This is a genomic window from bacterium, from assembly GCA_026708055.1.
Classification (GTDB): domain Bacteria; phylum Actinomycetota; class Acidimicrobiia; order Acidimicrobiales; family CATQHL01; genus VXNF01.
Window position 1 is genome coordinate 3,658 of sequence record JAPOVS010000018.1, and the last position, 20,367, is coordinate 24,024.

Sequence of the window (20,367 nt, forward strand, 5' to 3'; positions counted from 1 at the left end):
GGCAGCCGCCACACCTGCGCACTCACCACCGACGCAACCGTCACCTGCTGGGGGGCTACGAGTGACGGGCAAGCCGAGGAGGCGCCCGACGGGCAGCACACCGCCGTCAGCGCGGGCAGCCGCCACACCTGCGCACTCACCGCCGACGCAACCATCACCTGCTGGGGCGACGGCTGGACGGATCGGGATGACTTGCCCGACGGACCGCACGACGCCGTCAGCGCCGGTGACGACCACGCCTGCGCGCTCACCGACAACGGCACCGTCACCTGCTGGGGCGACAACGAAGACGGCCAAACCGACGCTCCCGACGGACGGCAGACCGCCGTCAGCGCCGGCGTCGACACCCGCTACGGCGGCCACGCCTGCGCGCTCACCAACAACGGCGCCGTCACCTGCTGGGGCAATAACGAAGACGGTCAAACCGAGGTGCCCGACGGGCGCTACACCGCCGTCAGCGCCGGCGGCCAACACACCTGCGCACTCACCGCCGACGCAACCATCACCTGCTGGGGCGACAACGAAGACGGTCAAACCGAGGTGCCCGACGGGCGCTACACCGCCGTCAGCGCCGGCGGCCAACACACCTGCGCACTCACCGCCGACGCAACCATCACCTGCTGGGGCGACAACGAAGACGGTCAAACCGAGGTGCCCGACGGGCGCTACACCGCCGTCAGCGCCGGCGGCCAACACACCTGCGCACTCACCGCCGACGCAACCATCACCTGCTGGGGCGACAACGAAGACGGCAAAGCCGGCTCACGCTTCGGGCGGTACGCCGCCGTCAGCGCCGGCAGCCGCCACACCTGCGCACTCACCACCAACGGCCGCGCCACCTGCTGGGGGAGCAGTCTCCCAGCCGACGCGCCCTATGGGCGGTTCGCCGCCGTCAGCGCCGGCGGCGACCACACCTGCGCACTCCGCACCGACGGCCGCGCCACCTGCTGGGGCTGGAACGAGTGGGGTCAAACCGAGGCATCCGCCGGGCGGTTCACCGCCATCAGCGCCGGACACTGGACCTCTTGTGGTCTACGCATTGGCGGCGCCATCGAATGCTGGGGCCGTCTGGCCATCGTCAGGCCCACCGCTTAGGAACTCGGGCCGTCGCTGTGCCCGCGTCGAGAAGCGCTCCGACAGCCAGGCACAGCGCCGCAACGGTCAGTCCATAGCGCGGCTCGCAGGATTCGCCGCATGCCGGCAGATCCACGCCCACATGGCGATGGCGCTGGCCGCGCCGGCGTTGATCGAACGGGTCGAACCGAACTGGCTGATCCGCCGCAACTCCGCACAGGCCTCGACGGCCTCGGTTGACAGGCCCGGCCCCTCCTGGCCGAACAGCAGAACGCAGCGTTCCGGCAGGTGGTGCCGCTCCAGCGGCAGCGAGCCCGACAGGTTGTCGAGGCCGACGAGCGGCAGCGACTCCCCCGCCGCCCAGCTCGCCAGCGCGGCGATGTCGGGATGGTGACACACGTGCTGGTAGCGGTCGGTCACCATCGCCCCGCGGCGGTTCCAGCGTCGCCGGCCGACGATGTGCACGGCCCGGGCGCCGAAGGCGTTGGCGTTTCGGACCACCGACCCGATGTTGAAGTCGTGCTGCCAGTTCTCGATGGCCACGTGGAACGGGTGCCGGCGCCGGTCCAGATCCGCCACGATGGCCTCTTGGCGCCAGTAGCGGTAGCGGTCCACGACGTTGCGACGGTCGCCGGCGGCGAGCAGGTCGGGATCCAGGCGGGGATCGGTGGGCCACGGCTCCGGGTGCGGCCCCACCCCCACCGGGGGCATCCCGCTCACAGCCGCCGACTCACAGCGAGGGCACCACGACGGAGGCCACCACCCAGAACTGGCAGCCGGCGCCGGCGATCACGTTCAGGTGCCACACCTCGTGGTAGCCGAAGTGCCCCGGCCAGGGATTCGGGCGGCGCAGACCCAACGCCAGGGCGCCCACGCCGTAGAAGAGGCAGCCGACCAGCACGACGATGGTTCCGACCACACCGAGCCCCTCCAGGATCCAACTGATGGCGATCATCGACATCCCGCCCGTGACCAGGAAGAGTGTGGTCATGACCCGGAACGGCGGGTACAGGACGAGCCAGCGAACCGCGATCCCGAGCGCACAGAGTCCCACGGCGAAGCCGACCAGCCAGGTACGCGGCCAGCCCGGCACGCCGAGGCCCATGATCGCCCCGTAGCTGCCGGCGATCAGGGCATAGATGGCGGAGTGATCCCAGCGGCGCATCCGCAGCCAGTCCACGTCGCTCCAGCGCCGCAGGTGGAAGGCGGCGCTGACCGTGAACATCCCGACCAGGCTGGCGGCGTAGAGGGCGATGACAGCCCGGGTGCCGACACCGGGCGTGACCACGATCAGCCAGATTCCCCCGGCAACGGCGGGCAGCACCATCGCGGCGTGCTTGCGGCCTCGCCAGCTGGGCGGATCCAGGGAACTCTGCCGGTAGGGGTCCTTGGAGATGTCGGGGATCGAGAACCGTCCCGTGACCGGGCGGCCCGCCGGCCGTCGGTGTGCGGAGCGGCGCAGCAGGCGCCTCGGTCCCCTCGAGGCCCCACTGCTGCGGTCCTGGCGTGACTTGCCGGGCTTGCCAGGAGCCGCGAGGCGCGACATGGACTACTGGAACCGCAGGAACACGCCCGAGCGCGGTTTCGGGTGGAAGTAGGTGGACTTGGGCGGCATGATCTGCCGGGCGTCGGCCACGGACATCATCGTCTCGATCGTGACCGGGTGCAGGACGAAACCCACCCCACCCGCCTCGTCGCAGCGGCGCGCCACCTGCTCGGCACCCAGCATCGCCGAGATGTAGTCGACGTTGCGGGTCTGCTCCGGGTCGTCGATCCCGAAGGTGGGCGCCAGCACGTGTTCCTGCAACCAGCCGGCGTCGATGCCCTGCACTTCGGTGGCCGGCGTGAACCGGAACCAGCGCCGCCCGAGGTACACGCCGAAGACTCCCGGCCGCGGAGGCTCGGCGTCGCCGATCTCAACGGGCTCCAGCGACCCCAGCCGGCGCAGCGCCGCCTCAATGGCGGCACCGTCGGTGGCGACAGCCGGTGTCACCCGCCGGTGGAAGACCAGCAGGCGCAACTCGTCGTGCGGGAAGAGGGCCGCCAGGATGGCGTCGCTCGCCAGCAAGTCGCCGGCGGGAGCCGCGCCGTCGCCGACGCTCGGGAACTCCGACTCGTCGCCCGTGACCTCGCCGGACGGCACCGACGGCATGCCCGGCGGGGCGTGGCCCAGAGTCGTGAGCACGATGTCGCTGGGGAGATAGCCGCCGGCGGCGCTGGAGGCCTTGCGCTGGCGGCGCACACGCTCACTCACCACCAGGCCGGCGCCGAGACGGTGGTGCCCGTCGGTGACGTAGAGGTTCTGACCCTGGAGATCCTCGTTCAGGATCTCCAGGAAGACCGGGTCGGTCACCTCCCAGACCCGCTGCGCCACATCGTTCGGATCGACGAAGTCCAGGAGCGGCTCCTGGCTCTGCTCGACCGCGTCGAGCAGGGCGGCGATGCGCGGCGTTCCCCGGAAGGTCAGGCCGACAGGGCTGGACTGGGCACTGGTCAGCGCCAGGAACTCGCTCAGCAACTCCTCCCGGTCGGCGTGGGTGCGCTCGTGCGGCCTGATGCGGCCCCGCCGGTAGGCCTCCAGCGGCACGACCCCCACGATCCCCCGCTGGCGACAGCCGTACCCGACGAGGCGGTAGACGTAGACGGCCGGCTCCGGGCGCGACTCGAAGGCGCCGAGACGCAGCAGGCGGATCAACGCCATCTGGTTCAGGACGGCCAGCTCCGCCGGGCTGAGCGCGTAGCCGACGTCCTCGGGCGAGCGCGTGGCGTGCATGTAGCTGTCGGGCTGCGCCACGAGAATCGCACGGCGCTCCTCCACACCGAGTCCTTCGTACGCCGGGGAGACCACCCGGTCGGCCCAGTCCTGGCAGACGACGCTGGCGGAGAACGGCCACAACACCGACCCGTGGTGACCCTTGGACCCGCTCTCGGGCCTCATCTCCGTCATGACCGCTGCGCCGCCTCGGCAGGAGCGGAGCCTGCTTCGGGTACCGGACGGACGTCGATGTGGTACACATGGGGCAGGGCCAGGATCTCATCGACCACCTTGGGGCCCATGATCCCCGAGAGATCCATCGTGGCGACCGCGGCGGTGGCGTCGCGGAAGATCCGGTTCTCCATGCCCGCCACGTTCAGATCATGGCGCCGCAGGACGGCCAGGATGGAGGCCAGGACTCCGACGCGGTCCTCGTGGCGAACCACGATCACGTGGCTCCCCACCCGACCCGTCTCGAGATTCACGCAGTTGATGACACGACCCGCCGCATAGGCGCTGACGACCCGCACGATGGCGGTGGCCACCGCCTCCTGCGCCTGCTCGGTGGAGGCGCCGATGTGGGGAGTGGCAACGACATTGGGATGCCGGACGATCGCGGCGTCGAATTCCGCGGTCACGCCCCCGGGCTCGTCCTCGAAGACGTCCAGTCCCGCTCGGATGTCCTTGGTGTCCATCGCCGCCAGCAGTGCCTCGGTGTCGACGAGCCCGGCCCGTGCCGTGTTCAGCAGGATCGCACCCGACGGCATCGCCGCCAGCACCGTGGCGTCCACCACCTGCTCGGTGCCCGAGAGGTGCAGCGTCAGCACGTCGCAGATCGCGGCCATCTCCACGAGGTTGTCGTGCAGTGTGACGTTGAGTTCCTCGATGCGCTGAAGGATCCGCGGGTCACGGTCCGGGCGCCGGAGCGCGTGCAGGCGCATGCCGAACCCTGCTGCCCGCTCGGCCACGGCCATGCCGATGCGGCCCAGCCCGACGATGCCGAGCGACCGGCTCTTCAGACCGCGGGCACTGCTGTGGCGCGGCTTGTCCCAGGTGCCGCGCCGGAGGTCGCCCGCGGCGTCGGCGATGTGACGGTCGAGCGCCACCATGAGGCCCATCGTGAGTTCCGCCACCGCCACGGCGTTGCGCCCCGGTGTATTGCAGACGTAGATCCCGCGAGCCGAGGCAGTGGCCACGTCGATGTTGTTGAATCCGGCGCCGGCTCGCACGATGAGCGAGAGCGAGCGTGAGGCCTCGATGGCCTCGGCGGTGACGAGTGTGCTGCGCACGACGAGTACGTCGAATTCGCCGCCGGCCAGCAGCGGCCCGAGTTCGCCTGCTTCCGCCTGCGGCTTGTCGATGCATTCGAATCCCTCCGCGCTGAGCTTCGCGACAGCGCTGGGGTGGCACGGGTCGGCGAACAGGATCCTGATGGTCAGATCCTCCGGCAGATCAGCGGCGACACGACAACGGTCGCCGACGGCGAGAGCGCGCTCACGCCTCCATGATGACATTCGGACCGAAGAAGTGGAAGGCGTCACCACGACGGCGACCGGCGCGCCGTTGAGACCGCCGGTCGCTGAGGCGGGCGACGTCGGGCTGCGCCTCCCCGGCGGTCAACAGGCGGGCTCGGGCGGTGGCGCGCTAGCCCTCCGCCCAGGGCGGGGCGCCGGCGGGGCGGCTGCCGGGTGCATCCGCGAACGCCTCTGCCTCCGCCTCCAGCAACCGGTCGAACCACGCCCGCACCTCCCCGCGGCGTCCCCGATCCACGGCCAGGTTCACGAGCTCGTGGGGGTCCTCCTGCAGGTCGTACAGCTCGTGCTCCTGATCGTCGAAGTCGGCGTCGATGTCGAAGAGCTTCGGGCCCGCCGGCGGCCGCGCCGAGGTGGTGCTGCTGCCTCCGACCCCGTAGTAGCGGCAGTACTTGAAGCGCCCGTCGAAGATGCCCCGGCTGGCGTAGCGCGTGTCCAGCAGTCCGTCGTACCAGGCCCAATCCTGAGCGAACAGGATCTCGTCGCGACCCCTGCCGGTCGGGTCGGCCAGGAGCGGCGCCAGGTTGCGCCCCGGAAGCCCCGCGCCGGACAGGTCCACTCCCGCCAGTTCGGCCACCGTGACGGTCAGGTCCACGTGGCTGGTCAGCGCCTCGCTCCGCGTGCCCGCGGCCGTGATCCCCGGCGCCACGACGTACAGGGGGATGTGCATCGTCTCCTCGTAATTCCACGGCCCCTTGGAGCGCAGCGCGTGCGAGCCGCACTGGTCACCGTGGTCGGAGGTGAAGATCACGACGGTGTCGCCGGCCGCGCCGGCATCCTCGATGGCGTCCAGGATCAGCCCCACGCTCACGTCGCTCATCTCGTGGAGCTTCACGTAGTAGTCCAGTTGGCGGAGCCAGCGCCCCACCTTGGAGCGGTCCAGGTAGCCGCCGTTGCGGGACATCTCGTGGACGAAGCGCCGGTGCACGTCGGGCTTGGTGTGCAGATCGTCGTCGAAGTTCGCCGGCAGCTCATCGAAGCGCTCGGGGTAGTCGAAGGTGAAGGGCGGCAGGGCGTCGGCGCGCCCCCAACCCAGGGAGGCGTAGCGGTCGCGCACCCGGCGGTAGTGCTCGGGGTTGGCCTGCTGGTACCAGGGCTGATCGATGGGGAACCACATGACGTCGTGGGGGTTGACGAGCCCCACGAAGAGGAACCAGGGTTGCGGGCTGCCGGCGCGGTCGCGGATCCACTGCGCGGCCATGCCTGCGATCGGCTCGTCGAACTCCACCCCGCTGCCGGCCTGGCCCCAGAAGGCCTGGTCGTTGCCCTCCCAGTCCCCGAAGCCGTAGGACTCCATGTCCGGGTACGGGCCCATGGACAGGTGCCACTTGCCCTTGTAGCCGGTGTCGTAGCCCTGCCTGCGCAGCATCTTGCCGAGCGTGTCGACTCCGGTGTCCAGCCAGCCGTTGGCCGGTCCACGGGTGTTCTCCTTGATCCCGTGCGCCGGCATGTACTCCCCCGTCACGAGCGTCGCCCGCGACGGCGAGCAGGGAGAGGTGTGGGTGTAGTGGCGGTTGAACTCCACGCCGCCCTCCAGCAGGCGCCGGCGGGCGGGCAGGTCCACGTCGTCGGGCAGCCAGCCCCGGTGGCGCTCCTGGTCGGTGAGGATGAAGCAGATGTTGGGGCGCCGCGGACCGCTGCCGTTGCCGCTCACGGCAGTCCGGCCAGGACCGCGCCCACCGCCTCCAGCGCCGTCTCGATGTCGCCGGCGGAGATGTCGAGGTGGGTCACGGCCCGCACCCGCTCCTCCACCCGGCTCATGCGAACGTCGTGCGCGGCGAGGCGCTCCAGGAACTCCGCCGCCTGCAAGCCGGTGGAGGTGACGTCGATCCACACCATGTTGGTCTCGACGTCCTCGGCGCCCAGACCGAGAGCCGAGATCCCCTCGGCCAGACGGGTTGCGTTGGCGTGGTCCTCGGCGAGGCGGTCGATGTGGTGGTCGAGGGCGTGGAGGCAGCCGGCGGCGGCGATGCCGGCCTGCCGCATGGCGCCCCCGCAGCGGTGCTTGTGCACCCGCGCCGCTTCGATGAAGTCGCCCGACCCGACCAGGACGGCGCCGATGGGCGCCCCGAGGCCTTTGGTGAAGTCGATCCAGATGGAATCCACGGGCTCACCCCAGTCGGCCGCCTCGGTGCCCGACGCCACCGTCGCGTTGAACAGCCGGGCTCCGTCGGTGTGGACCGGCACCGAGGTCCCGTGTGCCACCCCCGCGACGGCCCGGTACTGCGCCAGTGGCCACACGGTACCCCCGCCGAAGTTGTGGGTCTGCTCGAGGCACAGGAGGCGGGGCCAGGGCCGGTAGGCGTTCCCCGGCGCCAGGGCCTCGGCGACGGCCTCGGGGCCGAACCGACCCCCGTCGCTTCCCAGCAGGTCGGTGATCACGCCCGAGTAGGCGGCTGCGCCGCCCGTCTCGGAACGCACGATGTGGCTGTCCGCCGACGCCACGATGGCGTCGCCGGGTGAGGTGTGCGTCGCGACGGCCACGAGGTTGCACATCGTGCCGGTGGGAAGGAAGAGACCGGCCTCGTGTCCCAGCATCTCCGCCACCCGGTCGCACAGCCGGTTGACCGTGGGATCGGTGCGCTGCTGCTCGTCGCCCACCTCGGCGGTCGCCATGGCCCGGCGCATGGCGTCGGTGGGCTTCGTCTGCGTGTCGCTGTAGAGGTCCACTGCCGGCGGCCGGGGCACGGGGGGACTCTAACCCCGCGGCGGGCGGCTCCCCCGCCTCGCCGGTTGCCCGCTCGTGCGGGCAATCCGCGACGTATAGCCTCCGGCGCGTGACGATCGTTCCGTTCTACGCCGCCGGGGAGCCGGACCGGCGACGACTCCTCGGCGTGCTCCAACTCGGCGTCGCCGCGGTCGCCCTCTGGATCCTGTCGCTGTACTTCCGCTGGGACGACGAGACCGGCCTGCTCGTGCACGACCCGGCGAACCTGTGGTTCAACTGCATCATGCTGGGCGCCCTCGCCATGACGCTGTTCTGCGTGTGGCGCCCCGGCCACCGCACGGCCGGCGCGATCGCCCTCTGCGGCCTCACAGCCGGCATGTTCTACCCCCTCGCCGAGAACAGCTTCGGCATGTTCACCTATAACGACGCCCACCCGGGCCCCGGGTTCTGGCTGGGCCTGGCCTCCTACGTCGTGCAGCTCGGGGCGGCTGCCTTCGCCGGCCTCCTCGTCCGTGAAGAGTGCTGCGGTGGTTGCCGCTCCGATGGGCGACCGCACAGCCCCTGGCTCGTGCTCGGCGCCGCCGCCGTGAGCACCGGCTGGATCGTGGCGCGGTTCCTGCCCACGTACGTCATCAGCATCCATCGGGCGCCCGTCAACGAGTCCGGCAACGCCCTCAGCGAGCCGCTGCCGCCGGAGATCCTCCACCGGGGTCTGGTCGCCCGCCTCGAGGGAGCCCAGTTCATCCCCGAACTGGCTGCCTGGCTGATCTTCGCCCTCGCCGCTCCCCTCGCCGTCTGGTGGCTGCGCCGCCAGCTCGCCGCTGCGTTCCTGAGCGGGTTCGTGGTCTACTTCGTGGCGGACATCGCCGCCGCTCTGGCCGTCGACTACTCGCTCGACTACAGCCAGGACCTCGAGAACGGTCTGCGGGTCACCGTGGACTACGGCCTCGGCAGCGGCTTCCTGGCCCAGCTCACCACCACCGCCCTCATCGTATTCGCCACCGCCGCGATCTACCTGACGGGCTCGGAGCATCCCGGCTCGCCCGCCACGGCGAGGTCGGAGGAGTCCTGAGCCACCCGAACCGCTAGCGTCGCTGTACGTGAGTTCTCCCGCGGCCCGCCGCAACGTCACGGCGGTGCTGATGCGACCCTCCGCCGGAGACGCCTCGATGCTCGAGAAGACGCTCGCCGGGCTCGCCCGGGAGCACACCATCCTGGCGCCACCGAGCGGGCAGCACTTCGATGCCCCCAAGGCCTGCACGCTGGCGCTCGTGACCGGTCCGGACCTGGTGCTCCTGATCGGCGGCGAGGTGCGGCTGGGCTACAGCGACGTGGCCCGCCTGCTGGACGGCTACGAGGGCGGGGCTCGCGTCGTGATCGGGGATCGGCGGGCCCTCGCCGGGCGGGCGCTGCGCCCGCTGGCCGGCCTGGCGTTCGGAGTCTGGCGCAACGACATGGGGTCGCCGGTGCGGCTCTACGACGCGGAGGCGCTGCAGGAGATCATCGCCCACGTTCCGCCCGGCAGCAGCCACCCGACGCTGCTCATGAGCATGGTGGAGCACCGCATGCGTTTCTCGGTCAAGGAGATACGCATGCGCAACGCCGCCGAGACGCCGCGCCAGGAGGACCCGGTGACCGCCTTGGCCGAGACGCTCACGGGCCTCACCGAACTGCTGTCCTTCCGCACGGCGGCCCGGGCCATCCGCTAGGCCGCGGCGACGCGCCGGGCCTCAGTTCGCCGGCTGCCGCACCACCTCGGCCACCGCAGCCATCTCCTCCAGCGCCGCTCCGGTGCTCTCGGGCGCCACGCCCGCGCAGAGATCCGCCAGCACCCGGGTGGAGAATCCCAGCCGGGCGGCGTCCAGCACCGTGGCCCGCACGCAGTAGTCGGTGGCGATCCCCACGATGTCGAGCGCGTCCAGCCGGCGGGACCGCAGCCAGCCCTCCAGCGAGACCCCGCCGGCTGCGACACCGTCGAACCCGGTGTAGCTCGCCGAGTACTGGCCCTTGGAGAAGATCGCCGCCAGCGATGCGGTCTCCAGGTCCGGGTGGAAGTCGGCGCCGCCGCTGCCGGCACGGCAGTGCGGGGGCCACGTCCCCGAGTAGTCGGGCTCGGAGGAGAAGTGGTCGCCGGGATCGATGTGCCAGTCCCGGGTGGCCACGACGGCTGCGTACAGACCGGCCGACTGGCGCACGTACTCGCTGATGCGCCCCGCCAGGGCGGCGCCCCCGGAAACGGGGAGGGAAGCGCCGGGAACGTCGCAGAAATCGTTCTGCACGTCCACGATCACCAGGGCGCGGGGCACCCGGTCCTCCTCACCGCCGGTCTGCTTCAGGTGTCCTCCAGTGCGGGCTCGATGGGCAGCCACGGCTCGCCGGGGCTCAGGCCGAACGCCTCGGATCCGAGCCTCCTGAGCGCCTCGCGATGATAGTTGCGGGCCTCCAGCGTGCTGCGGGCGGGGTCGGTCGCCGCCGGGGATGCGAACCGACCGCCACGCACCAGATCGGTCTGCAGGGCCAGTGCGCCCGGGGGTACCGGCGCGCCGGGCTCCAGCAGCAGTTCCACCGTCGCCGTGCCTGCATCGTCGAGCAGGCGGAAGGCGCGCTTGCGACCTGGACGCCAGGACTTGGCCAGGGATCGCTTGCGCACCGGTCGCCCGTCGATCTCCACGAGTTTGTAGACCAGACCCGCGGTCGGCGCGCCGGCGCCGGCCACCAGTTCGGTGCCCACGAGGTACCCGTCAGCGGGCACCGCAGCCAGCGCGGCGATGTCGTGCTCGTCCAGGTCGCCCGACAGGATGATGCGGGTCCCGCGAGCGCCGAGTTCGTCGAGCTGGCTGCGCACCGCCGACGCCGAGGCGGCCAGGTCTCCCGAGTCGATGCGCAACGCTCCCATGCCGGCACCGGCCACCTCCACCGCCCGTCGCACGCCCTCGGCGACGTCGTAGGTGTCCACCAGGTAGGTGCTGGCGGGACCCAGGAGGTCCGCCTGGGCTGCCATGGCGGCGCGCTCGTCGGCGTGCGCCAGGATGAAGGCGTGCCCGATCGTGCCGCCGGTGGGCACACCGAAGCGGCGCCCGGCCTCCAGGTTGGACGTGGCGTCGAAGCCGCAAACGTAGGCGGCGCGGGCCGCCGCCGGGGCCGCCTCCTCGTGAGTGCGGCGGCTGCCGCCCTCCAGCAGCATGCGCTCTCCGGCCGCCGCCCGCATGCGCGCCGCCGCGGCGGCGATGGCGGAGTCGTGGTTGAGGACCGACAGCACCAGGGTTTCCAGCACGACGGTCTCGGCGAAGCTGCCGCTCACGGTCAGGATCGGCGAGCCGGGAACATAGAACTCGCCCTCGCGATACCCGCAGATGTCCCCGGAGAAGGAGAAGTCCGCCAAGCGCGCCAAGCCGTCCTCGGAGACGACGCCGCCCTGGCGCAGGAAGTCCAGCTCGGCCGGACCGAAGCGGAAGTCCCCCAGGGCCGCCAGCAGGCGACCGGTGCCGGCGACGACCCCGTAGCGGCGTCCCGGCGGCAGCCGGCGGCAGAACACCTCGAAGGTGGCGGGCAGGTCAGCCACCTCCGAGCGCAGTGCGGCGTCGATCATCGTCAGCTCGTACTGGTCGGTCAGCAGCGCCACCGACATGGCCGGCGAGGTCACGGTAGGAAGCCCAGCGGGTCCACGGCCGTGCCGTTGCGGCGGATCTCGAAGTGCAGGTGCGGTCCGGTCGAGAGCCCGGTGGAGCCGATGTTGCCGACCTGCTGCAGGCCGACGACCAGATCGCCCGGGCGCACGGTTACCTGCGAGAGATGGGCGTACACCGAGGAAAGCCCGTTGCCGTGGTCGAGCACCACGGCGTTCCCGTAGCCGCCCCAGGGGCCGGCGGTGATGACCACCCCGGCCCGCGAGGCGTAGACCGGCTGCCCATGAGTGGTTCCCAGGTCGATCCCGGCGTGCAGCCGGTAGACGCCCAGGATCGGGTGCAGGCGGTTGCCGTAGCCCGAGGTCACCACGCCGGCGGTGGGCCAGAGGAATCCGGCCGCGGCGCCCGCCGCTTCCTCCTGGGCCTGCACCCACGCCTCGGCCTTCTGGCGGTACTCCTCCACCTGGATGAAGCTCTCCAGCTCGGAGGCCTCCCTGTCCCAGGCGGCGAACTCGGCCTCCAAGGCCCGACGGCGCTTGTCCAGTTCGGCCTTGATGGCGGCCGCCTCGGCGCGTCGCTCCTCCAGCACCGCCAGGTCGTCCTCCAGCACCACCTGCAGCCGCTCCACCTCGGCGACCGAAGCGGCGGCCTCGGCCAGCGCCACGTCGTAGCGATCCTCGGCCAGTCGGATGTCCTCGATCAGATCTCCTGCATGGCCGTGCACCGCCTCCAGCAGCGCCAGGCGGCGCAGCCCGTGCGTCAGATCGTCCGAAGCCAGCAGGGTGGCGGTCCGCTCGCTGCCCGCCTGCAGGTACACCTCGACGATGACCGCTTCGGCATCCCGGCGCACGTCGGTGATGTCCAACTGGGCCCACCCGATGGCCGCCTCGTTCTGGCGCTGGACGGCGATCTGCGCCCGGAGTTCCTGCTCGGCCGCCTCGACCTCCGCCACCTGGCGCGCCACCAGTTCCTCTGCCGCCTGCAGCGCCCGGAAGACGTCCACGTCCTCGGCGACCAGCACATCGATCCGGGCCTGCAGGGCCAGCTTCTCCTCCTCGACCCGCTCCAACTCGGCCCGCGCCTCGGCGATCGTCTCCTGAGCAACGCTCGGCGGCGCCGCGGGCAGTGTCCCCAGCAGGCAAACGAGGACGACAATCGACCACCGCGCCGTCCGGCGATTCCGTCGGAGCCCTGACGATCGCACGTCGCGGCAGCGTAGCAAGCCGAGCCCGCCTCGCAGGTCCCCGTCGCGGCACCGGCCCGGTGGCCTCGCAGCGGGCCGGCAACCGGACGGTCCCGCGGTGTCCCACTCGTATACTCGCAGGGTGCCTCGCGATGTGGAAAACCTCGCCCGAACCCCGCGCCCGGCAACTCGCCGGCGCCCCACCACGGCCGCACCCCCGGCAAGTTCGCGGCCGCGGCGCGGCTGAGTTCCCCGGGACCGCTGACCGAGGCCCTCCCGATGAGCCTCGCGGCCGGGGAGGCGCCACTCGACGCTCGGGAACGCCTGGCGGCTCGTGACCTGCGGTGCCAGGAGTTGCCGGCACCTCCGGGGGCGGAGCCGCTGGACGCTTTCGCCGCCGCTCCGGCACGCAGTAGGCGCTTCTGCTGGATCCAACCCGAGCGGGGATTGGCGATCGCCGGCATCGGCGCGGCGCTGCAGTGGCAGCCGGCCAGCCGGCGGGGACGCTTCAGCGAGGCGGCCCGCTTCGTCTCGGAGGTGTCCCGAGACCTGCAGGGTGTCGCCGAGTTCGGTGAGCCGGGCACCGGTCCGTCGGGCCCGCTCCTGTGCGGCGGGTTCGCCTTCGACTCGCAGCCCGGCGGCGAGCAGTCTCGCTGGGCGGGATTCGGTGCGGGGATGCTCGTGCTGCCGGAGTTGCTGGGAATCGCCGAGCGCGGCGAGCTGCGCTGGCTCGTGGTGGCGCAGGCGGATCGGCTGGTGGAGGCGTCGCAACAGGCGGTCCGACTGCTGCAAGCCGCGGCCGGCGCGGTTCCGCCGCCGACTCCGCTGGTGCTGCTCGGGCCGAGCGGCGGCGCCGACGACGGCTACCTGGCCACGATCGATGCCGCACTGGCGAAGATCCGGGCGGGTGCGCTCGGCAAGGTCGTCCCGGGCCGGCAGGTCACGGTCCGTCTCGCCGGTTCGCCGGGCGACGCGGCCGCCGTCGAGCTGTTGCGGCGGTTGGCGGCCTGCTACCCCACCGCAACCAGCTACGCCGTGGGCTGCGGGGGCCTGACCCTGCTGGGAGCCACCCCCGAGTTGCTGGTCAGGACCGCTGACGGCATCGCCGAGGCCGATGCCCTGGCCGGATCGTGCCCCCGCGACGAGGATCCCGCCCGGGACGCCGCTCTGGCCGGCGCGATGCTGGCCAGCCGCAAGGAGCGGCGCGAGCACGACACCGTGGTCGAGCACCTGCGCGAGGGTATGACCGGCGCCGGGGTCGCGCTGGATCCCTGTCCACCCGAGCCGTACGTGCGCGCCCTGCCCGGTATCCAGCACCTCTGCACGCCTGTGCGGGGAGACTTCGCCACCGCTCCCGGCGGCATCCTCGAACTCGCCGGCGCCTTGCATCCGACGCCTGCGGTTGCGGGCCAGCCGGTGGCCGCCGCGCTGGACTTCCTCCGCCGCCACGAGCCGGGGGGCCGCGGCTGGTTCGCCGGCCCGGTGGGGTGGACCGACCTGTCCGGCAACGGCGAGTTCTGCACGGCCATCCGTTCAGGCCTGCTGGACCCGGAGACCAACGAGATGGCGCTCTTCGCCGGCTCCGGCGTGGTCGAGGAATCCGATCCGACCGCGGAACTGCGCGAGACCGTCTCGAAGCTGAACGCGGTGCCGGCGGTCGCCGACGACGCACCACTCGGGGGCGTTCGCGAGCAGTGACCGCGTACGAGTACTTCGGTGCGTTCTTCGAGGAGTTGGCGAACCGGGGCGTGCGCCACGCGGTCTGCTCCCCGGGTTCGCGCTCAGCACCGCTGGTGCTCTCCGCCCACGCCGAGCCGCGGCTGCGCTGCTGGGTGCAGCTCGACGAGCGAGCCGGTGGCTTCTTCGCCCTCGGCCTCGCCAAGGCCGAACGCCGGTGCGTCGCCCTGATCTGCACGTCGGGAAGTGCGGCCGCCAACTACCTCCCGGCGGTGACCGAGGCGTTCTACGACGGTGTGGGCCTGGTGGTGCTGACCGCCGATCGTCCACCGGAATTGCGCGACCGCGGCGCCGGCCAGACGATCGACCAGATCGGCCTGTACGGCGCGCACGTGCGCTGGTCGGCCGACCTGCCGGTCCCCGGCGAGGTGGGTCCCGACCACGCCCGCTTCACGGCGCATCGAGCGGTCACCGCCGCGCTCGGCCCGCCCGGCGGACCGGTCCACCTCAACGTCCCGCTGCGCGAGCCGCTCGAGCCCCTCGAAGGGCAACTGGGTGACGGCGCCGGCGGCGGGGAGTCGCCGGGGTCGCCGCGCCTGCCGGCGGCCGAAGCCGGCGAGGTGGCGCAACTGGCCGACCTCGTGCGCAACCGGGAGCGGGGCGTGCTGGCGGTCGGACCGTCGGATCTCTCCGGCGCCGACGCCGGCGCCGTGAAGCGCTTGGCTGCGCTCGCCGGATGGCCGCTTCTCGCCGACGCCGCCTCCGGCCTGCGCACCGGGGGCGCCGAGGGCGCCGCGATCGTGGCAGCCGGTCAGCATCTGGCTCGCACCGGGCCGTTCTGGAACACCCACAGGCCCGACGTGCTCGTGCGGGCCGGCCACCCCACGGCCGCACGGGCGCTGCGGGAAGGTTTGGCGGCCTGGGGAGCGGATATCTGGCTCGTGGACCCCTTGGACCGTTGGGAGGAACCCACGACGGTGCCTACCGGACGCTGGCGCAGCCCGCTCGGCGCGCTTGCCCGGGGCGCCCTGGCCGCGCTCGGTTCGGGGCGGCCGGCGACCGCGTGGGCCGACTCCTGGCGTCTGGCCGAGTCGACCGCGCAGCAGACGATCACGGCGACCCTGGAGGGCGGCCCGCTGCTCGAGGCGGGACTGGCGCGGCTGCTCGGCGAGGCGCTCGAGCCCGGCACTGTTCTCTACGCCTCCAACAGCATGCCCGTCCGAGATCTGGACGCCTTCCTGGCGCCTCACGGTCGAGCGTTGCGGGTGGTGGCGCATCGGGGCACCAATGGCATCGACGGCGTCGTGTCGGCGGCCGCCGGGATGGCCGCGGCGACCGGCGACCCGGTGGTCCTGCTGGCGGGCGATCTGGCGCTGCTGCACGACCTCGGGGGGCTCCTCGGCGCCGCCCGAGCGGGAATCGACCTCACGATCGTCGTGCCGAACAACAACGGCGGGGGTATCTTCTCGTTCCTCCCGGTTGCCGAGGCGGTCCCCGAGCCGGTCTTCGAGCAGTTCTTCGGCACTCCTCACGGCGCCGACCTGTCGAGCGTGGTAACGGGCGTCGGCGCCGCTCACCACCGCGCCGCCGACGCCGGGGCGCTGGGCGAGGCGCTGGAGACCTGCAAGCACTCCGGCGGTATCCACGTCGTCGAGGTCCCCGTGGACGCCGCGGCGAACGTGGCGCAGCACCGGCTCCTGGAGAGGTCCGTGCGGGACGCCGTGACCCGCTCCTGCGGCCCTGCATGAGCCGCTCCCCCGCCACCGAGCCCGACGCCGCCGATGGCGACGGGAGCGGGGCAGGGGCTGCGCTCTACAGCTACGCGCTGCCGCTGCGAAAGCCGCTCGCGACCGGTCGCGGTCCGCTGAGGCACCGGCGCGGCCTGCTCGTGCGGCTGCGCGACGGGGACGGCCGGGCGGGATGGGGGGAGGCCGCCCCGCTGGCGGGCTGGCACGGACCCGATCTGGAGACCACCGCCGCGGCGCTGGCCCGCTGGCTGCGAACCAATGCGCCCGGCGAGGAGCCGGAGACCTTGGCGGCCCGCGCCGGGGCGACGCTGCGCGACGTGCCGTGCGCCTGGGCAGCGGTTGCCGGGGCGGCCGCCGATCTGGCAGCCCGCCGCCGCGGCGTATCCCTGGCGTCGTTCCTTGCCGGTCCGGGAGCATCGCCTGCGGGCCCGGTGCCCAGCGCCGCGCTCGTGGCGGGCGAGACCCCCGAATCGGTGGCAGCCTCCGCCGCTGCCGCCACCGTCGCCGGCCACCGCACCCTCAAGCTGAAGGTCGCCTCCGGAGCCCTCGCCGACGACGTGGCCCGCGTTGCGGCCCTGCGGCAGGCCGCCCCCGGCGCGGTGCTGCGCCTGGACGCCAACGGCGCTTGGGGAGCGGCCGCGGGAGACGCCGTCAGGGCTCTGGCTCGATTCGAGCCGGAGCTGCTGGAGGAGCCCGTCCGCGGCCTCGCGCAACTCCGGCGCCTGCAGGAAGGCAGCGACATTCCGATCGCCGCCGACGAGAGCCTGCCGCCGCTGACCGACCTTCACCGCCACCTCCCGCTCGGCGTGGCGGCCGCCATCCTGAAGCCCTCGGCTCTCGGCGACCCGGTCGCCGTGCTCGGAGCCGCGGCCGCACTGGCCGAGACCGGCACCAGCGCGATCATGGGCTCCTTCATGGAGAGCGCCGTGGGCGTGGCGACCACCGCCCACGTCGCCGCCGTGGTCGCAGGACCGGCCGCGGGCCTGGGAACCTCGGCGCTGCTGCGGAGAGATGTGTGCGAGCCGCCGGCGGTGCGCGGGGGCTCCGTGCAGTTGCCGGCGGGACCGGGTCTCGGGCTGGCGCCGGAGCCCGCCGGTGGCATACGACTCCTCGAGACCTTCGGCTGACCGGGCGCGCCGCCCAACGGCGCCGGGATGCCGCGTCACTTCCTACAGCGGGCAATACCGTGTCAGAGGCTGCCGCGCCGCTACGGCGGTGACGCCATACGCAACCCGACCTCGTCGAAACAGGAGGCCCCGTGAATCCCTCCAGCGAATCCTCAGCATCCAGCGGCCCCGACCACTTCTCCGCGCCGCGGCCGCGGGGCGCCGCACGCCCCGCCGAGAGCCTCATCCGACCCGGTGCCGACTGGCAAGACGGTGGCGGGAGCTACGGCGACATCGGTTACGCCACCGCCGACGGCATCGCCAAGCTCACCATCCAACGTCCCGAGGTTCGCAACGCCTTCCGCCCCCAGACGTTGTTCGAACTCGCCGACGCCCTCAACCGGGCACGCGACGACGACCGGATCGGTGCGGTGATCCTCTGCGGCACCGGAGACCTGGCGTTCTGCTCGGGCGGTGACCAGCGCATCAGGGGAGACGACGGCTACCTCGGCGACGACGAGGTGGCCCGCAAGGGCATCGGCCGACTCAACGTGCTCGACCTGCAGGTCCAGATCCGCCGGACCCCCAAGCCGGTGGTGGCCATGGTGGCCGGCTACGCCATCGGCGGCGGGCACGTGCTGCACATCGTCTGCGACCTCACCATTGCCGCCGACAACGCCGTCTTCGGCCAGACCGGCCCGCGGGTGGGCTCCTTCGACGGCGGCTACGGCTCGGGCCTGCTGGCCCGGCACGTGGGTCAGAAGAAGGCCCGGGAGATCTGGTTCCTGTGCCGCCAGTACGGCGCCGCCGAGGCACTCGAGATGGGGCTCGTGAACGCGGTCGTGCCGCTCGAGGAACTCGAGGTCGAGACGGTGCGCTGGTGCCGGCGCATGCTCGAGCACTCGCCGCTGGCGCTGCGGATGCTGAAGGCCGCCATGAACGCCGCCGACGACGGCCTCGCCGGCATCCAGCAGCTTTCCGGCGACGCCACCCTGCTCTTCTACCAGACCGACGAGGCCCAGCACGGCCGGGACAGCTACGTGAACCGCACGCCCCCCGACTTCGGCCGGTTCCCGCGGCGCCCCTGAGCGGAGCGACCCGCCGGCGGGGCCCGCGGGACGCTCAGTCGAGTTCGACGCGCAGTTCGCTGTAGTCGCCGGGCACCAGGCAAATGCCGACGTCGGTGCCCAAACCCTCGAAGGGGCAGGGATAGCGGAAGGTGACCGGCAGCAGGGAGTCGCCCATCGTCCACTTCCCCGGTGCCAGCGAGCCCGGCAGCATGCTGACCAGGTCCACGGGGCCGAGGTTCTCCAAGGCTGCGAAGATGTCGGCGCGGGTGGGGTTGGGGCCGGCGTCGTAGAGTGCCCGCAGAGCCACGCGGTAGACGCTGCAGACCAGGCCCACCATGCCGTGCTTGTTGGTCTCGAGCGGGTCGCGGGGGTCGTAGTCCTCGCCCAGCGGGGAGTTCTCCCGGTACTCCCGCATGCACATGGTGTCGAAGGGCGTCGCCGCGGGATACTCGGGCAGACGGTACCGGCCCGCGTCGCCGTGCACCAGCAGCACCGTGCCGTCGTACAGGGCGCCCGCCGCCTCACCGCCGAACGTGACGATCAGGCCCGCCACCACTTCGTTGCCCTGGCTGTTGAAGTCGGAGTTGTAGAACCGCACGTCACCGGGGGCGAATCCCTGCGTCACCATCTCGGTTATGTAGGCAGGCAGCGAGACGGCGTTCAGCGTGGGGAACAGCACGTCCACATCCTCCTCCAGCAGGCGCTGGACGGATTCGGCCATGCCACCGATGCAGATGGAGGTGCCGGCGCAGTCGAGCACGTCGTACACCGGCACCTCGACACCCGCCGCCTCCAGCGCCGCCACCAGACTGGCCTCAGTGGCCTCCGCCTCACCCGGCGTGTTGGGTGCCACCACCCCGACACGGGCGCCGTCGAGGGCACCGGTGGCAATGAGGTACTCGGCGAGGGCGCGCAGGTTGGTCTCCAGGGTGGTGGCAGTGGTGAGCAGGCGACCGCCGCCCCGCCGCACGTACTCCTCCGGCAGGGCCTGGTGGCCGATGAGGGCGGAATCGTGCTCTTCGGTCACGCAGAGCTGCGCGGTCCCCTGGAAACTCGTCGTGTTCACCAGCACGACGGCCTCGTGGTCCTCGGTGGCCTCGATGCAGGCGGCGTTGCGCAACGTGTCGATGTCGGTGCCGCCGACGCCGAGGGCGGCCACCTCCACCAGTCGGAGATCGATCCTGCGCCCCCACACGCCGCTGCAGCGCTCGTTCACGATGCGGGTGAACGTGTCGAACATGTCGGTGGGGTCGCCGACGGGGGCGGCGAATCCCATGTCCACGATCTCCTCGATCTGTGTGCGCATGTGCACGAACGTGACCGTGTCGGCACCGATGCCGCTGTCGGTGGCGCGCCGCGGCTCGGCGGCTTCGCCGTGCGGGAAGCAGAAGGCCTCGAGCGAGCCGAACGGGTGGTCGCGGTCGAAGCCGCGCTGGAACTCGGCGAACACCCCGCCACGGGGGTCGACGTAGACGTCGGCGGATGTCTCATCGGCGGCACCGGCCGCGGTGTCCGCGGGAGCCGGAGCGGGAGCCGGAGTCTCGGCGGCCGCGTTGCCGGCGGGGCCGGTCGTCACGGGCTCGACGGCTTCGGCTCCTGCGGCCGGCGCGCTGTCCGCGGGCGCTGGGGGGTCGCCCGCCGCGTCGTCGCCGCCACCGGCGGCCGCCCCACCGGCGTCGCCCGAGGGCGCGCCTCCGCCGGCCGTCGTGCCGCCGGGGGCAGGCGCTACCGGCGCCTCGGGCGGGGCGGAGGCAGCGGCGCGCGTTCCGTCCTCGCCCCCACAGGCCGCCGCCGTCAGGACCACCGCCAGCGCCACGGCCGTCGCGCGCCCGAACCGGAACTCCCGTCCCACCGCGACTCAACATAGACGAGAGCGCGGTCCGACAGCACGCCCGGAGCAGTCGTTCACCGTCGGGCCGCCTCCCCGG

The 20,367-nt window shown here is 72.3% G+C and carries 17 protein-coding genes; 7 read left to right on the forward strand and 10 right to left on the reverse strand.

Going from position 1 to position 20,367, the window contains the following annotated elements; translation table 11 throughout:
* Positions 1-1,095, forward strand: a 1,095-nt coding sequence (locus OXG55_01520; GenBank protein ID MCY4101935.1) for an RTX toxin, incomplete at its 5' end; no start/stop codon positions are given.
* A 66-nt stretch (positions 1,096-1,161) separates the two neighbouring features.
* Here OXG55_01520 and OXG55_01525 read toward each other — a convergent pair.
* From OXG55_01525 to OXG55_01550, 6 genes are all read right to left on the reverse strand, one after another.
* Complete coding sequence (locus OXG55_01525; protein ID MCY4101936.1) at positions 1,162-1,785, reverse strand: RNA methyltransferase; 624 nt, start codon at positions 1,783-1,785, stop codon at positions 1,162-1,164.
* A gap of 19 nt (positions 1,786-1,804) precedes the next feature.
* Complete coding sequence (locus tag OXG55_01530) at positions 1,805-2,620, reverse strand: hemolysin III family protein (protein MCY4101937.1); 816 nt, start codon at positions 2,618-2,620, stop codon at positions 1,805-1,807.
* Positions 2,621-2,623: 3 nt separating this feature from the next.
* Positions 2,624-4,021 carry a DUF1015 family protein gene (locus OXG55_01535; protein ID MCY4101938.1) on the reverse strand — a complete coding sequence of 466 codons (1,398 nt, stop codon included), beginning with the start codon at positions 4,019-4,021 and terminating at the stop codon, positions 2,624-2,626.
* Complete coding sequence (locus OXG55_01540) at positions 4,018-5,343, reverse strand: hydroxyacid dehydrogenase (GenBank protein MCY4101939.1); 1,326 nt, start codon at positions 5,341-5,343, stop codon at positions 4,018-4,020. The genes OXG55_01535 and OXG55_01540 overlap by 4 nt, the downstream gene beginning before the upstream one ends.
* A 130-nt stretch (positions 5,344-5,473) precedes the next feature.
* On the reverse strand, positions 5,474-7,015 hold the full coding sequence (locus tag OXG55_01545) for a sulfatase-like hydrolase/transferase (protein MCY4101940.1): 1,542 nt from the start codon (positions 7,013-7,015) through the stop codon (positions 5,474-5,476).
* Positions 7,012-8,049: a threonine aldolase family protein gene (locus OXG55_01550; GenBank protein MCY4101941.1), complete on the reverse strand. Its 1,038-nt coding sequence runs from the start codon at positions 8,047-8,049 to the stop codon at positions 7,012-7,014. The genes OXG55_01545 and OXG55_01550 overlap by 4 nt, the downstream gene beginning before the upstream one ends.
* A gap of 89 nt (positions 8,050-8,138) precedes the next feature.
* Here OXG55_01550 and OXG55_01555 point away from each other — a divergent pair, with 89 nt between their 5' ends.
* Together OXG55_01555 and OXG55_01560 are read left to right on the forward strand one after the other, a co-directional pair.
* Positions 8,139-9,101 (forward strand): hypothetical protein, encoded by a 963-nt coding sequence (locus tag OXG55_01555; protein ID MCY4101942.1) that lies wholly within the window; start codon positions 8,139-8,141, stop codon positions 9,099-9,101.
* A gap of 28 nt (positions 9,102-9,129) precedes the next feature.
* Complete coding sequence (locus OXG55_01560; protein MCY4101943.1) at positions 9,130-9,738, forward strand: hypothetical protein; 609 nt, start codon at positions 9,130-9,132, stop codon at positions 9,736-9,738.
* Positions 9,739-9,759: 21 nt separating this feature from the next.
* On the opposite strand, the gene OXG55_01565 is transcribed toward OXG55_01560, so the two are convergent.
* From OXG55_01565 to OXG55_01575, 3 genes are read right to left on the reverse strand one after another with little or no spacing between them, the layout of a single operon-like run.
* Positions 9,760-10,335 carry an isochorismatase family protein gene (locus tag OXG55_01565; protein ID MCY4101944.1) on the reverse strand — a complete coding sequence of 192 codons (576 nt, stop codon included), beginning with the start codon at positions 10,333-10,335 and terminating at the stop codon, positions 9,760-9,762.
* 26 nt (positions 10,336-10,361) lie between these two features.
* A complete protein-coding gene (locus OXG55_01570; GenBank protein MCY4101945.1) occupies positions 10,362-11,657 on the reverse strand; it encodes a nicotinate phosphoribosyltransferase in 1,296 nt (431 codons plus the stop codon).
* Positions 11,658-11,668: 11 nt separating this feature from the next.
* The gene (locus OXG55_01575) at positions 11,669-12,859 is read right to left on the reverse strand and encodes a peptidoglycan DD-metalloendopeptidase family protein (protein MCY4101946.1); all 1,191 of its coding nucleotides are present in this window, start codon (positions 12,857-12,859) and stop codon (positions 11,669-11,671) included.
* A 258-nt stretch (positions 12,860-13,117) separates the two neighbouring features.
* Here OXG55_01575 and OXG55_01580 point away from each other — a divergent pair, with 258 nt between their 5' ends.
* From OXG55_01580 to menB, 4 genes are all read left to right on the forward strand, one after another.
* Positions 13,118-14,536: an isochorismate synthase gene (locus OXG55_01580; protein ID MCY4101947.1), complete on the forward strand. Its 1,419-nt coding sequence runs from the start codon at positions 13,118-13,120 to the stop codon at positions 14,534-14,536.
* Positions 14,533-16,263 (forward strand): 2-succinyl-5-enolpyruvyl-6-hydroxy-3-cyclohexene-1-carboxylic-acid synthase, encoded by a 1,731-nt coding sequence (menD, locus tag OXG55_01585; GenBank protein ID MCY4101948.1) that lies wholly within the window; start codon positions 14,533-14,535, stop codon positions 16,261-16,263. Before OXG55_01580 ends, menD begins: the two co-directional genes overlap by 4 nt.
* Entirely contained in the window at positions 16,260-17,390 is a 1,131-nt protein-coding gene (menC, locus tag OXG55_01590; GenBank protein ID MCY4101949.1) for an o-succinylbenzoate synthase, read from the forward strand. The genes menD and menC overlap by 4 nt, the downstream gene beginning before the upstream one ends.
* A 224-nt stretch (positions 17,391-17,614) precedes the next feature.
* The gene (gene menB / locus OXG55_01595) at positions 17,615-18,457 is read left to right on the forward strand and encodes a 1,4-dihydroxy-2-naphthoyl-CoA synthase (GenBank protein MCY4101950.1); all 843 of its coding nucleotides are present in this window, start codon (positions 17,615-17,617) and stop codon (positions 18,455-18,457) included.
* 34 nt (positions 18,458-18,491) lie between these two features.
* On the opposite strand, the gene OXG55_01600 is transcribed toward menB, so the two are convergent.
* Entirely contained in the window at positions 18,492-20,291 is a 1,800-nt protein-coding gene (locus OXG55_01600; GenBank protein ID MCY4101951.1) for a hypothetical protein, read from the reverse strand.
* Positions 20,292-20,367: the final 76 nt, after the last annotated feature.